We start from the raw sequence: 13,694 nt of genomic DNA on the forward strand, positions 1-13,694 counted from the left end.
AGCAACGCGGCACTGGTGAGCGGAGGCATCGCCCGATGCGTCGTCGGTGCCGGAGTTCTGGCGCTGGCTCTCCCGCTCACCGGCAGCCGGAGCGTCGCCCGTTCCCTGGTGTTGCTGTTGGGCGCGGTCGGTGTGCTCCTCGTCGGCGCGCAGGCGGGCGTGATCGCGGGAAGCCTGGCCAGGTCTGGGCTTCTTTGGCGGAGTCTTCTACCCGGTCCGGCAGCTGCCGCCGGTCCAGGACGTCCTGAGCCGCCTCGACCCGGTCTTCTGGCTGCTCCAGGTCGAACGGATCGGCCTTTCTCGGCCACGGCGACGTAGTCGCGGGCTGAGCCCTTCCCGTGGTGTGGGCCTCGCGGCGACGCTGTCGTTGTGGTCCGCGGCCATGTTCGCCACCGGCCGCCCGGAGCCCTGATCCCCGCCACTGGAAGGAAGAGAATGTCATGACGGGGCGTGAGTCCGAACAGACCGGGTCGGCTGTTGGTCAGGGCCGGTCGGGTGCGCGACAAGGCAGCACTTGGCTGTAGACGACGCTCGTGGTCGTGCTGCCAAAGCCGGCCGGCTCGTCCACGAGCGTCTCCAGATGCTCCATGGAGGTCGCGGCCACCCGCAGGGTGTAGCAGTCGTCGCCGGTGGCGCGCAGGCACTCCAGGATCTCCCGCCGCTCGGCGAGCAGCCGGTGCCACGGCTGGTGGCGGTTGCCCGGATACTTCAGCCGGACTACGGCGAGCACGGGTTGACCGACCTTGGCCAGGTCGACCACGGCGCGGTAACCGGTGATTCGGACGGCCACGGCAGCTTGTAGTCGGGGCGCCGTCAGCCCACACCAGCAGCTGCCAGACCACCAGCACGATCGGCGGTCAGCCACGGGAAGAGAGCGTCTTCCTGGAACATCAGGGTGGGCCGACCGTCCGTGTCGATCGAGCAGGCGGACAGCAGGTCCAGTCCTGCGACCTGGTTGAGCACGGTGGACTTGCCGCAGCCTGGGGCCCCAGGAGGGTGACGAACTCGCCCGGCGCGACATCGAGCGTGATGTCGCACCGGGCGAGCTGCTGTCCGCCGGGCGCGCCCGGGGCAGGGAAGGACTGCTGGACGAGCTTGATACGGGCGGCGTCCGTCTCCGCCGTGGCTTCCTCGCCGGCCTGGCGATCGTGGTCGTCATGGTCGTCCCCCAGGGGACTCACCGGGTCCGGCTGTTGTTACGCGGCGCCGAGACCGGCGTCGTCGACCTCGTCCTTGCCATCGGCCTTGAGGACCTTGTTGAGCAGTGCGAGGTCGTAGATGCCCTTCAGATTGGGCTTCTCCAGGAGACCGGCCTTGACCGCGTGCTTCGCCTCGGTGTTGAGGGTGGCGGCCAGCGGGTCGTCGAGGAAGGCGATGGACTTCCAGGCCGGGTCGATGACGTCGGCGGGCAACGCCTTGCCCGAGAGCTTCTCCAGCGCCGCGTTGGCGGACCCCTTGGCCTTCTCCGGGTTGGCGTTGATCCACTCATTGGTCTTCACGGATCCACGCAGTACGGCCTCGACGACGTCGGGGTGCTCCTTGAGGAACTTCTGCGACACGATGATGTTCGTGATCACGAACTTCTTGTCGGGCCACAGGGCCGACTCGTCGAGCAGTACCTTCGCGCCCTCGGCGACCAGCTTGGATGCGGTCGGCTCCGGCACCCAGGCGCCGTCGATGGACCCGGACTTGTAGGCATCCGGGGTGATCTTGTTGTCCGTACGGACGACAGAGACGTCGCCCTTGCCGCTCTGAGCGTCGACCTTCCACCCCTTCTCCGCGATCCAGTTGAGGAACGCGACATCCTGGGTGTTGCCGAACTGCGGGGTGGCGATCTTCTTGCCCTTGACGTCGTCCAGGGACTTGATCTTGTCGGGGTTGACGACGAGCTTCACGCCGCCGGAGGCAGAACCGCTGATGATGCGCAGGTTCTTGCCGTTCGACTTGGTGTAGCCGTTGATGGCGGGGGAGGGGCCGATCCAGCCGATGTCGATGGAGCCGGCGTTCAGCGCCTCGATCTCGGAGGGACCGGCGTTGAAGGTGGACGGCTTGATCGTGGTGCCGCCGAGCTCCTTCTGGAGCAGACCCTCCTGGATGCCCACCAGAGCGGTGGCGTGCGTGAGGTTGGGGAAGTAACCGATCTTCACCTCGTCGGCGGAGAGCTTCTTGGCGCCTGCCGCGACCGCGGTCTGCTTGCCGTCGTCGGTGGACTTGGCACCGTAGCCGCAGGCGGTGAGCAGGAGGGGGAGCGCGGCTATGACGGCGATGGTGCGCAGGGTGGTGAGCGGTCTCGCGGCAGACACGGAGGTGTCCTCTCAGGGGATGGGGGATCAGGGAGGTACGAACATGCGAGGCGACTGCTTGTCGGCACGCACCGACACTCCACTCCTCGGGCGTCGGCCGCAGGCATGCCGTGGCGGGCTGAGGAGTGGAACGTGGGGGCGCAGTCAGCCGAGGGTGCCCGATGCGCCGACGGAGGCGGAGCGGGCGGGGAGGCGGCGCTGGTTCGGGGAGAGTCGGGATCTGTGGCGTCAGAGGGGCCGACAGACGGCACTGGACGTACGGCCGAGGTCGATGTGACGACGTGAGGTCAGAAGGGGCAGCATCCGGCCTGTGCGGTCGAGCGTTCCCATGGCCACCCCCACTGATCCCTAGTTTTCCTACCTGGCTGGTAGGGATCGTGGCAGAAGACGGCGCCCACCCCAAGAGGGTGTTCGTATGATGGACGCAGTCGTATCGCATGATGGGATGCGCGTTGACTGACCAAGCGTGTCAGGGGTTTACCCAGGCACCCGGGGCATTGGCCAAGGCGAATACATCGGCGGGCAGTTGGGCCGACGCGACGTCGGCGAGGGACACGCCCTCAAGGACCTCGCGCACGCTGGATCGCAGCGCGATCCACAAGGGGAGCAGAGACTCGGCGGGGCCGGTGTAGGACAGCTCCGGGGGGCGGACCCCGCGGACCGAGACCAGCGGTCCGTCCACGGCGCGTATGACGTCGGCGATGCTGATGGAATCGGCGGGCCTCGCCAGCCGGTAGCCGCCGTTGCCGCCGCGCTGGCTGAGAACGAGACCGCCCCGGCGCATGTCGTTCAGGATGCTTTCGAGGAATTTATGCGGGATGTCCTGGGCGTCGGCGATGGCCTCGGCCTTCAGTGGCCCGTCATCCCGTTCCGCGGCGAGCTGCAGCGCGGCACGTACCGCGTAGTCCGCCCTGGCTGAGTCCGCATGTGCGCATTGTCCCGTATGGCTTCGGCTGGTGTCCCTTGCGGCCGCAGTACTCAGGCCGCGGAAGCCGTGTGTCCAGAGGCCTCGTCGCTCTCGATGACGGGGCAGAAGGTGCCGTCGACACTGGCGGGACGATGCTCGCCGACTGCACCTGCCTCGGTGTCGGCCCATGGGTGACAACACCGCCAAGAAGCTCACCCGGCTGCGAGCTGCCGCCGACCCGGCCCACGCTCAACTGTGGAACATGCGCGCCTTGTCACTGATCCGGCGCTACAGGCCTCTCGGTCAGACAGGCAGGACGAAGGGAGGGTGCGCGCCGTTGAGGAAGTAGTCCCCGACGTCCCGGAGTCGGTGGGTGACGGGTTCGTACAAGGTGTGGGTCCGCGCATTGCGCCAGAAGCGGTCGAAGCCCAGCCGCGAGGACGCGGAGCGGGCGCCGAGGACGTCGAGGGCGCGGGCGGTGGACTCCTGCGCAGCCCTGGAGGCGGCGGCTTCGGCCATGGCCACGAGGACCGAGATGTCCGCGTACTCGTCGTAGGTGAGGTCTTCGCCACGTGCCAGGCCGCCGTGCACGGCTTCCAGCGCTTGATCGGCGAGTGCGGACGCGGCGCGGGTGAGGACGGTGAGTTCTCCGTAAGCGGTCAGCACGTGCGGGTCCTGGGGCGAGCCGACCGGCCAGGCGGGATGCCATGGGGAATGGCCCGTCCTGCTGTACTCACGGGCTTCGGCGAGCGCTCCCTCGGCCATGCCGAGAAGAAGCTGGACCGAGAGGAGACGCCCGACCGGCGATGCCAGAGCAGCCAAGGGTGACAGAACGTCCTCGTCCGCGGACAGGGAGCCGAGTACGTCGTCGGCAGCGACCGGTACGGCGTCGAATTCCACGCTGCCGCCGGCCGCGATCCGCTGGCCGAAGGTGTCGGCGTCGCCGTCGATTCCCACGCCGTGACGGGCGGAATCAACGACGACGGCGAGTGGCTCGCCGGTGTCGGCTCGTACGGCCCGCACGGCGAGTCGGTCGGCGACCAGGACTCCCGTGGCGTAGCTCTGCCGGCCGTCGAGCACATAGCCATCAGCAGTCTTGGTCAGTGTCAGAGGCGGTTCCTGACGGGCGAAGCCACCACCCCAGCACCACTGCTCCGCCGCGGACCGCCACTCGACCCGAGCGGCGAGAGCGGGCTCGGTGAAGAACCGGGCGCTCCACGACAGGAAGTAGTGACAGCCGAGCAGTTGACCGATCGCGCCGTCGGCGGTGGCGATCTCCCGCACAACGGCGTAGGCCGTGGGCCAGTCCGTGCCGCCTCCACCGAGTTCGGCGGGTATCAGGAGCGTCAGCAGTCCCGCCTCGCGCAGCCGGGACACCTCGTCGAACGGGGCCTTGCCTGCCTGCTCCCTGGCCACTGCGTCCGTGGCCAGGTCGTCCGCGGTGTCGCGGGCCACGCGCAGCCAGTGCGCACGGCCGGGCCCGGTCCGGTCGGGTTCCGAGGCGGGTTCCGAGGCGGGTTCGGAGGCGGGTTCGGACGGCGCAGTGGCAACGCCCATGGCGTGGTCTCCCTCAAGGTCGGTGGCAGGGTGCGGCGTTGGGGCTCTCTTGCCGGTCGGGCACGTACTTGTAGCCGACACGCCGTACGGTGACGATCCGGTGCCGGTGATCCATGCCCAGCTTGCGGCGCAGCCGCGCGATGTGGACATCCACTGTGCGACCGTCGCCGATGTGGCCGTAGCCCCATATGCCGGCCATTAGCTGCTCACGCGAGTGCACCTGGTGGGGGTGCAGAACGAGGTGGGCCAGCAGCCCGAACTCCAGGTGGGTGAGGTCGAGTTCCCGTCCGTCCACTTCTGCGGCATGTGGTGCGGGATCGATGCGGACGACGTCGCCTCCTGTTCCCTGCACGGGAGGTGACTCCGTGTAGGCGACCGGTCGGATCTCCGGCCGTATGACGTCCTTGGCGAAGAGCTGGGCGGGATCGGGGCCCTTGGGGACGAGCACGAGGTAGCCGACGAGGGGTGCGGAGCCGTGTTCCTCGGTGCCGCTCAGCGCGGTGTCGCCCACGAGGCGGAGACGGTGCGTGTCGGGGAGTGGTGAATCCGATGGAGCGGCCTGGGCCGGAAGTGCCGTGGTCATGGCGGTCGTCCTTCAGAAGTACGTCGGGCCGTCAGGCGCAGCTGGGGGCGCCTGATCACCTGGGATGAGAGAGAAGGAACGGAGCGGCACGCGCAGTGGGTGAGCCGCGTGCCCTACACGCGACAGCAGGCGGCGCTGACGACGTGACCAAAGTCGACATGCCGACGACGAACGAGTCGTTGCTGCGTGTGGGACATGTGCATCATCCTGCGCACCCGCTGGGCGGGCCGTCAACGCTTTCCTAGTAAATCGATAGGAAATGTAGGGAACGCAACACCGCAGGCGGGCTCACCGGCCGCAGTCGACCCACCCCGGCCCCCGGCCGCGGTCGCCTGGTCGAGCGAGATCCGGGGCAGCTACGGCGAGGATGGCGTGGTGGGACGCTTCATCCGCCGGGCCGCACATCCACGCGAGTGTGGATCGAGTGCGGGCGGCTGCGGCCGGGGCCGACGTCGGGCTGTGAGTGTGAGCGGTCACCCGAGGCAGCGGTACATCCCGGCCAAGTAGTGGCCCCGATTTACTCATGCATGCTCGGCTGGATGTCGAGCGTGTGCAGGTCGGTGGCCGCGACCGCTGGGCAGCGAAACTTCGACGACCAGGCTCTTTGGGCCGACGACTCCACCCTTGTCCCGGGGACTACGGCTCAGGCCTGTGGACCGTCCCCGGCGACGTCACCGGCACGGCCCGCCGACTGCTGACTGCAGCTGTCGCCCCGCCAGTCTGGGGTGACAGGCCGCCAGCCCCTTGAGCCGGCCGTCCTCCCGCCCAGGAGGCGTGTCGTCAGAACTCCCTCTCCGGCAGCTCGTGCAGCGGCCTCGGTGGTCGACGGGCACAGCGCCACGGCGCCGGGCCCATGCTGGCTGAAGAGGTCCTCCAGGGCAGCGCGACGCCGGCGGTGGGCTCACTTGGCGGTGTCTGTGCCTTCCAGGCGCAGCAGGTCGAAGGCGACAAAGGCGGTCGGCCACTCGCTGGCGAACGGGCCGCCGCCGCTCCGGTCGCCCGCAGGCGTCCCTGGAGCCGCTCGGACGCCAGCCGCCCGGTCTCCCGTACGACCAGCTCGCGGTCCTGAGCAGTCGCGTCCAGCAACTGAATGGACGCGGCCTGAACTTCAGGAAACGCCGGCAGCAGGCTGGTGCCTTGCCTCGAGCGCGGCACGGCGTGCCCAGCCTCGACCGATACCTCGGCCCGCCACCCGTCCCACTTCACCTCGCCGCCCGTCCCGCCGGAAGAGCCGGGTCGGGTACGGGGACAGCGATCTTCGGTTCGGTTGCGGTCGAAGGCGTTGGCCAGTCCTTCACGCCGGTCGAACTCCGATGAGAATGCTCACCTTTCGCTGCGAGAGGCCACTTGTGGCGGCCGCCCGGCCCGATGATGCCGATCCACGTATTCCCTCACCTCAAGGGCCGCATTTCGTCGAGATCTGACCCGGCCTCATGGAGCTTCGGGCTGACAAGCCCGATGGGGAATCGGTTCCCTGGCCGTCGGGGCGGTGGCTGTGCATGGTCTGCGAGTTTCGGCCTTGGCCTGCGTAATGGGCGTTGTCGGGAGCCCGACATCCCCCTCTGTCCACCCCCTCACCCGGTTCCGGACAAAAGAAGGAAAGGAATGGGCGGGCGGGCGTTGTGCGGCCGGGGGATCGGGGGCGGCCTGAGGGCTTCGTTGCGCGTCGATGAGGCCTTCGCGCAACCCTGCTCGGGCGGCCCTGATACCGGCCGGCACAGCCACGCGCCCCGGGGGATCAGTCATGACGTCCCCGGGGCCCGGCATATGGAGTCACACCGTTCAACGACGCCGCGACGTGCACGTCACGCGGTGGTCGGCTGTGGTACGTCCCGGGTGTTTGCCACCTTCCGGGCGACCGTCGGCGCCACAGCGTGTGGCAGATCGGTGTACTGCGGGGCGCTGCCTGGACCGCCCGCGGAGCTCGCCCCGGGACACGGCACGAAAGTCGCCCCCCGAGATGCCCAGCTCGACGCCCTGTCCTGGAGACGTTCACCCTGCACGTCTGCGGTGGCGGGCAGCACCTGCGCCACCCGGACCTGCCCGGCCTGCCGCTGCCTCGGCCCTGACAGGTGGACGAGCCAGTAGGCTCCGGGCGCCCGGACGGAGGACGTGACGGACCTCCGGCCGAGCGCCTGGCCATGTTCTACCCCCCCGCTTTGGGGTGGATTGCCTGGGACGCCCCACGTAGTGTCGGATTCCGTGGTGCCTGGAGCAGATGGCTGGCGCCCGTACCGGATCAGATCATGGCTCAGGACGACCGTTATGGATCTTCTTCCCTTTGCCCCTGTTCACGCTGCCTCGGTCGCAGGCTGGCCAACGTCTTTGACGGAAGTCGTCATGTGGTGCGGGAGAAGCGAGTTTCCGGTGCCTGAGCGGACGATCTCCGGGTGGCAGCAGGGCGACGAGGTGCAGGCTCACGTGCTTATCGAGGGCGAGAGACTCCTTGCTTATGGGGAGTTGTGGTTCGACGCTGAGGAAGACGAGGTCGAGCTGGCACGGCTCATTGTGGATCCCGGTGTCCGGGGACAGGGGCTGGGTCGTGAGCTTGTTCGGGGTCTGCTCGCGCGGGCTATCCGGGCTGGCTTCGATGATGTCTTCATGCGGGTGCACCCGGACAACGGCAGGGCGCTCAGGTGCTATCCGGGTGCCGGGTTCGTGCCAGTCGATCCCGGCCTTGCGGAGGACTGGAATATGGCTCAGCCGGTCAACTACGTCTGGCTGCGGAATGCTTCCGCTGCTGCGGATGACCAGGAAGGCCAGGCACCTCCGATGCAGTCCTGTCAGTAGCGGAGGCCCCATCAGCCATGAACACGAATGTCGGTCTGTCCCACCGCTGACGTCCTCGGCCCGGATCCCCGCGAGTTCGCCACCGTCGTCCTGGCCCGGGTCACCGCCGGCACCCGGTAGCAGCACTACCGGACCGGCAAGCGGTGGCGCAACGGCGGGAATCCGGTACCCACTTACAAGGAGCGCAGCTCGTTCAGCGGGTAGCGCCCCCGTCAGGTCCCAACCGGTACCTGAGGGGAGCGGACCGGATTCACATCGCCGATCGGCTTCGGGAGAACGCCACGGTCCGAGGCATCGCTGCCGAGCTGGGCCGCAGCCCGTCCACCATCAGCAGGCAGATTCGACGGAACTGCACCGTTGATCCGCGCGGCGGCCGCCATTACCGCCCACATGCCGCCCAGGCCCGCCAGATGCCCGCCGGCGGCGCCCCAAGCCCGGGAAGATCCTGCGCGGGGAGTGGCGGGATGCCCGGTACTGGGCTCAGCAGATCGGCGTCCTGGAGGGCGAGCCCTGCCAGTAAGCGCTCGTCGGCCATGAGGTCATCAACCCGGTGCCCGGCCCGGCAGGCGCGGAGACGGGTTCAGGGTCCTCGCTACCTGGGACTGTGAACGGGCGTTGGGGATGTCGTGAGGAATCCGCTATTGACTGGCTCGGCCGCCCGTGCCGTCGTCATGACCTTGCGCCATCCTGCTGAGCGCGGCGGGGCGCAGCGCGGCTGGTTCGCACGTTTCGCGGAGGTGGGGTCCACCCTGACCGCCTCAGCTGTCTTCTTCATGCTCTGCCTTCTGCTGGTCATCGCGGTCCACGTCGCCAGCCTCTCCCTGGACTGGCAACACGTGGCCGGAGACGCGATGGGCGCGCTCACGCTGCTGCTGCTTGCGTTGCTGAAGAACGCTGAACGGCGCGCTGAGCATGCCGTCCAACGCAAGCTGGACGCCCTGGCAAGAGCGCTTCTCAAACAGTGGGCAGGCGAGCAGGAGCAGGCTCGGCAGTGTTTGGAAGAGGCGATCGGGATGGAGGAACAGCTCTAGTTGCTTCGGGACGAAGCGGTCGCTCAGCTAAGGTGCGCGGCATGACCGACGATGCCCCGGCCTGTCCCAAGTGCGGCCGGCCCATGAAGTCCGGCGGCTTCGTGCTCTGTCAGCGGAAGGACGATGGCCGGCGGACCTGCCGGACGCTATGGAGGTGCACCGCCCGGCATACCTGGTGGCGCTGGGCCGACCGGCCGGACGAACCTCTGGAGGTCTGCCTGGTGCCGCAACTGTTCCGCTGACATCCGACGCTGACATCAACGACCGCGGACGGCGGCATCAGCCAGCAGTCAGTGGTGGCACCGGTGCACGAGGCGAGGCCCGCCCAGGCCGAGGGGCGATCGAACTCCTCAGAGATCATCTCGATTGGCAGACTTGCTCATTGGTGTAGGTGAGCCAGGACCGCCTCGTTCACGGGGTAGGGACGTTCACGGGGCAGGAGCTGCCGTGCGGCGTCCAGGTCTCCGTCCTGTACATGCGCGTGGATCGTGTGGGCGAGCGGCGTGACGTCAGTGATGGAGACCGTCCACTCATCGGCGTAGAGACGTGCGGCCTCGCCGGAGAGACCGAGTTGGAGCGACCGGTGGGCAAGCGACTGAAGGTGCAGGTCGCGTTCGGGGTCCCATTGCACCCGGGCCGGAGCCCGCTTCAACTGGCGCTTCCAGGCGGCGCGGTCGGCGTGGAGCCCGTGCTCGTAGTGGGACAGGCAGGCGTGTTCCAGCGCCCACTCGAAGCCTTCGCGGGAGATCTCGACGGCGAGGACGGTCTCCTGGCCTTCTTTGGTGCCCCAACCACAGCGGTACATCATCCACAGGAACGACGGCTTGATCCACGTCATCCGGTCCCGCTGCCACACTGGCGGAAAATGCCCCTCATGGGCGGCCGGTATGCCAATCTCAGGGGCGTACGCCTGGTAGACAGTGATCGTGGAGTCCGTGTGCAGGGCTCGAATCTGGTGTTTTGGTTCTGCCACGGGGACCAGGGTGGGCGCACTGATGCGCGCGCGCCATCGATTTAACGGGGCGCGAGGCCGCCGAGGCTCCGATAGCAGATGAGGGCGGCGGCGATGCCGGCGAAGGAGGAAGTGCGCGGCCTTGCGCTCGTAGCAGCGTGGTGAGCGAAGGCATCCGGTAAGCCAGGCCACCGTTCTCTCCACAGTCCAGCGGTGGCCGCCCAGCCGCTGCGAGGACTCGATCCCCTGGCGGGCGATGCTCGGCATGATGTTCCGCGAGTGGAGCCATAGGCGCAGGTGGTCGTAGGTGTATCCCTTGTCGCCGTGGAGTTTCGCAGGCCGCCGCCGACGAGGCCCGCGCCGAGAGCGGATGGGAGGTATGCCAGTACCAGAGGTTCCAGCCCTTGACTGTCTTGGGTGTTGGCAGCGGAGATGCCGATCGAGAGGGGCAAACCGTCCCGCTCGGTGATCAAGTGGATCCTTGAGCCTTTCTCGCCCCGGTCTACAGGACTCGGGCTCGTCAGGTCCCCCGTCCATCGCGCGCATGCTCACCGAGTCGATGACACATCGCGACCACTCCAGTTCCCCGCGTGCACCGAACTCGTCGAGAACCAGGCGGTGAAGCGTTCCCCAGCCCCGGGCCCTGCTCCACTCAGCGAACCGGCGGTGCGCGGTCGGCCCAGAGGGTCCGAAGGTCGGTGGCAACTGCTGCCACATGCACCCCGTCGTGGCTACGAACACGATCGCGGCCAGCACCTCCCGATCACCGTGACGCAGCCGCCCCCCACCCTACGGGCGCACCGGCGCTGCGGGCACCACCCGCTGGAACAGCTCCCACAACCCGCCCGGAACCAGACGCTCCACCATCGTCAGCACGACTGTGAGACTAATGACCAAGCCAATTGAGATGGTCTCTTAGGAAAGCTGCTTCGCGCGGGTCTCCCCTCCGCCTGACGACGGGCTGCCGATCCGTCGAAGGAGTCCAGAAGCCGTGACGTCACTTGGCCGCACGTCGGTGGACTGACGAAATACGGGTACCACAGTGACGAAATCAAGGGCCTGGCGATGGGGGACCGCTGCGCCCTGTGGCGGTTGGCTGAGCGTCAGGCGCCCACCCGGCCAGATTCGTCAGGGGGTGTCCATATCGTCGTGGACGGCGCGGTGGCCGAACGGATGCTGGCCCAGCTCACCCTGGGGCTCTCTGGACTGTTCCGACTCGCCCCCGGGTGGCCGGCCCGTTTGTCCGGCAGGTGAGCGGTGATTGACCGCGGCGAGCGTGGCTGCTGCAATGGCGGCATGTTCTCCGTGACGATCCTGGTTGTCAGGGCTCACATCGACTTCGGTCGGGTGTGGTCCGCCGCGTGTCGCTGACCGCGCGCTCGATTCGCCAGGATCCGTTCGTATCGTCCCGGAGTCCGTCATGCCTGACCGCACCCCCGGTGTGCCCGTCCGACTCGACCCGCGTGGGCCGCGCTTCGCCGCCGTGCTCACGAGCCTTGTCCTGCTTCTGGTCCTGGTCACCGGCAGCGGCGTACTGCTCGCGGCGCAGGCTGTCGTCTTCGCCCTCGGCGCGATTCTGGGACTGCGCCGGTCCCCGTACGGCTGGCTTTACCGTCGGCTGGTGCGTCCCCGTCTGGGGCCGCCGCAGGATCTCGAGGACGAGCGGCCGCCGCGGTTCGCGCAGGCGGTCGGCCTGGGCTTCGCAGTTGTCGGGGCGGCGGGATATCTGTCCGGTGCCACCTGGCTCGGCATCACCGCGAGCGCGGCGGCGCTCGCGGCGGCATTTCTGAACGCCGCCTTCGGCTACTGCCTGGGCTGCGAGCTCTACCTGCTCGCGGTCCGCAGCCGGGCCCGGCTGAGTCACGAGTGAGGTGGTAGTGAGCGATCCGGCCGGGCTGATCGTGGCCGCCGTCGTGCCGACGGCCGCGACCGTCTTCGGGCTGGTCCGTGCCCGTCGCGGCGGCAGGCTGCGCGAGGGAGGCCGGGGCGATGTGATGCGGTTGTCCTCCGGTGAGCTGGGTGTGGCGCTCGGCGAGCGGGCGACGCTGGTGCAGTTCTCCACAGCCCTCTGCGCGACCTGCCCCGGCACCCGGCGCCTGCTGGCCGACGTGGCCGCCAGGACGCCCGGCGTGCGCCATGTGGAGATCGACGCCCAGGCGCGGCTCGACCTGGTCCGCCGCGTCGATGTGATGCGCACGCCGACCGTGCTCGTCCTCGACCGCGCCGGTCGCGTCGTGCGCCGCGCATCCGGGGCGCCGACCCGGGCCGACGTGGTGTCAGCGGTTGAACTGGCCACGGCGGATTGAGAGACCATTTCGATTTCCGGGGTTCCGCAGCTGTCGTGTGGCCTTTTGCCTGTAACGAATGGTGCTCTTTCCCCGCATGGAATCACCCGACGCGATGAATCCGGACAGCCTCCAGGACCACCTGCAGGAGCTCGGCATCCGTCCACCATGACGTCCCTCGTCATCCGCATGCTCGAAGACCTCGACGTCCAGGATGGCAACCGGGTAGTGGAGGTCCGCGCTGGGTACTCGACCGGACTTCAGCGTCGCCTGGCGTGCTCTCAGGCTGGCTCCACCCGCGCCGACCGCCACCAGCTGGAAAACGACGGATTTCCAGCCCAACGCCGTTTTGGATCAGCCGCAGGGTGAGCGGCATGGGGAGGCGGGCGGGCTGCAGCCGATCTTGCAGGCGCGTGCATCGAGGCGGGGGCGTGCGGAAGGAGTATGCCTGTCAGACGCTGCCTCGCCACCGCCATGAGGACGGTTCGGTCGGCGTCTTTTGCATGGCCCGTAAGGCCGGAGTTGCTGTTCTCGTCGCTGTCACGCGAGGTGCTTTGCCGCACCGGCGCCCCGCTTGTCGCCGTGGCGCACCGCTACGGCATACTGACCCCTCGCCAGTGCAACAAAATGTTTAAGGAGGGGGAGTTGGCAGCCTGTTTCAGGACAGTCACCGAGGTGGGAGAGGCTCATCTTGCCCAAGCAGAGGCCCTGGGGCGTGCCTTCCAAGAGGCGATTGCACCCGCCACCGTCAACTACGACTTCGGTCACATTCGCGATGCGGCCGCCATGCTTCCCGACAGTGACATCGTCAAGATGGTCCGTGGTTGGGGGCTTCAGGAGGAGGCGCCGATCCTGGTGATGGCACTCTCCCTCAAGGAGGCGGTCCGCCAGGCGCTTACGCCCGAGGCGGCTCAGGCATCGTTCTGGGAGAGCGTCGAGCGTGGCCTCCTGGGTGCCTTCACCGGTCTCGTGGCGCAGGAGGGCGAACCGGGACTGGTGTACTACGAAGAGGGGCCGGATCACACGAGCTACTACCGCGATTTGTTCTTCGCCCTCCAGGACGAGGAAGCCGGCGCGTACCTGTACGGCGTTGCCTTCTGCGCCGACGTCACCGTCGGCTTCGGCAAGTCCCGTGTGGGGACCCTGGGTCTCACCGACACCGCACCGTTCGCGGTCCGGCTCAACGCGATGGTCGTGCGCCAGAAGCTCGCGACGGCGAGGAGGTCCTTGGTGCGGACCCGGGTGGCGAGCAGCGACTGGTGGGCGTCGCGGAAGGTGGTGTCGGT

10 protein-coding genes and 5 pseudogenes are annotated in these 13,694 nt (G+C 68.2%); 6 read left to right on the top strand and 9 right to left on the bottom strand.

Features of this window, described 5'->3' with window-relative positions:
• Positions 1-481: 481 nt before the first annotated feature.
• The 7 genes and pseudogenes from AB0H32_RS31730 to AB0H32_RS31760 form a co-directional block, all read right to left on the bottom strand.
• Positions 482-805: pseudogene (locus tag AB0H32_RS31730) on the bottom strand (Lrp/AsnC ligand binding domain-containing protein); the annotation flags it as partial.
• 41 nt (positions 806-846) lie between these two features.
• Positions 847-1,159 (bottom strand): annotated as a pseudogene (locus tag AB0H32_RS31735) (ATP-binding cassette domain-containing protein); the annotation flags it as partial.
• A 37-nt stretch (positions 1,160-1,196) separates the two neighbouring features.
• A complete protein-coding gene (locus AB0H32_RS31740) occupies positions 1,197-2,303 on the bottom strand; it encodes an aliphatic sulfonate ABC transporter substrate-binding protein (RefSeq protein ID WP_361127607.1) in 1,107 nt (368 codons plus the stop codon).
• A gap of 228 nt (positions 2,304-2,531) precedes the next feature.
• Complete coding sequence (locus AB0H32_RS31745) at positions 2,532-2,633, bottom strand: putative leader peptide (protein ID WP_361127633.1); 102 nt, start codon at positions 2,631-2,633, stop codon at positions 2,532-2,534.
• Between the two features lie 139 nt (positions 2,634-2,772).
• Positions 2,773-3,222 (bottom strand): annotated as a pseudogene (locus AB0H32_RS31750) (Rrf2 family transcriptional regulator); the annotation flags it as partial.
• Positions 3,223-3,513: 291 nt separating this feature from the next.
• Positions 3,514-4,767, bottom strand: a complete 1,254-nt coding sequence (locus tag AB0H32_RS31755) for an acyl-CoA dehydrogenase family protein (RefSeq protein ID WP_361127610.1) — start codon at positions 4,765-4,767, stop codon at positions 3,514-3,516.
• A gap of 13 nt (positions 4,768-4,780) precedes the next feature.
• Positions 4,781-5,350 carry a winged helix-turn-helix domain-containing protein gene (locus tag AB0H32_RS31760; RefSeq protein ID WP_361127612.1) on the bottom strand — a complete coding sequence of 190 codons (570 nt, stop codon included), beginning with the start codon at positions 5,348-5,350 and terminating at the stop codon, positions 4,781-4,783.
• 2,265 nt (positions 5,351-7,615) lie between these two features.
• Between AB0H32_RS31760 and AB0H32_RS31765 the strand changes: the two genes are divergently transcribed.
• From AB0H32_RS31765 to AB0H32_RS31775, 3 genes and pseudogenes are all read left to right on the top strand, one after another.
• Positions 7,616-8,140: a GNAT family N-acetyltransferase gene (locus tag AB0H32_RS31765; RefSeq protein WP_361127615.1), complete on the top strand. Its 525-nt coding sequence runs from the start codon at positions 7,616-7,618 to the stop codon at positions 8,138-8,140.
• A gap of 218 nt (positions 8,141-8,358) precedes the next feature.
• A pseudogene (locus AB0H32_RS31770) lies at positions 8,359-8,585 on the top strand (helix-turn-helix domain-containing protein); the annotation flags it as partial.
• Positions 8,586-8,781: 196 nt separating this feature from the next.
• Entirely contained in the window at positions 8,782-9,171 is a 390-nt protein-coding gene (locus AB0H32_RS31775) for a low affinity iron permease family protein (RefSeq protein WP_361127618.1), read from the top strand.
• 379 nt (positions 9,172-9,550) lie between these two features.
• On the opposite strand, the gene AB0H32_RS31780 is transcribed toward AB0H32_RS31775, so the two are convergent.
• Entirely contained in the window at positions 9,551-10,144 is a 594-nt protein-coding gene (locus tag AB0H32_RS31780) for a DUF4291 domain-containing protein (protein ID WP_361127621.1), read from the bottom strand.
• A 41-nt stretch (positions 10,145-10,185) separates the two neighbouring features.
• Positions 10,186-10,990: pseudogene (locus AB0H32_RS31785) on the bottom strand (IS5 family transposase).
• A 553-nt stretch (positions 10,991-11,543) separates the two neighbouring features.
• On the opposite strand from AB0H32_RS31785, the gene AB0H32_RS31790 reads away from it, so the two are divergent.
• The 3 genes from AB0H32_RS31790 to AB0H32_RS31800 form a co-directional block, all read left to right on the top strand.
• Complete coding sequence (locus tag AB0H32_RS31790; RefSeq protein ID WP_361127624.1) at positions 11,544-11,993, top strand: DUF4395 domain-containing protein; 450 nt, start codon at positions 11,544-11,546, stop codon at positions 11,991-11,993.
• A gap of 7 nt (positions 11,994-12,000) precedes the next feature.
• Positions 12,001-12,429, top strand: coding sequence for a thioredoxin family protein (locus AB0H32_RS31795; protein ID WP_361127627.1), 429 nt, complete (start codon positions 12,001-12,003; stop codon positions 12,427-12,429).
• A 501-nt stretch (positions 12,430-12,930) separates the two neighbouring features.
• On the top strand, positions 12,931-13,694 hold a 764-nt coding region (locus AB0H32_RS31800), incomplete at its 3' end, for a hypothetical protein (protein ID WP_361127630.1).

This window comes from Streptomyces sp. NPDC020362 (assembly GCF_040642095.1).
Taxonomy (GTDB): domain Bacteria; phylum Actinomycetota; class Actinomycetes; order Streptomycetales; family Streptomycetaceae; genus Streptomyces.

Bases quoted from the DNA above. Each gene is read 5' to 3' on its own strand.
- AB0H32_RS31745 (WP_361127633.1), bottom strand. From the start codon at position 2,633: ATGGGAACGCTCGACCGCACAGGCCGGATGCTGCCCCTTCTGACCTCA.
- AB0H32_RS31765 (WP_361127615.1), top strand. From the start codon at position 7,616: ATGGATCTTCTTCCCTTTGCCCCTGTTCACGCTGCCTCGGTCGCAGGC.
- AB0H32_RS31760 (WP_361127612.1), bottom strand. From the start codon at position 5,350: ATGACCACGGCACTTCCGGCCCAGGCCGCTCCATCGGATTCACCACTC.
- AB0H32_RS31790 (WP_361127624.1), top strand. From the start codon at position 11,544: ATGCCTGACCGCACCCCCGGTGTGCCCGTCCGACTCGACCCGCGTGGG.
- AB0H32_RS31755 (WP_361127610.1), bottom strand. From the start codon at position 4,767: ATGGGCGTTGCCACTGCGCCGTCCGAACCCGCCTCCGAACCCGCCTCG.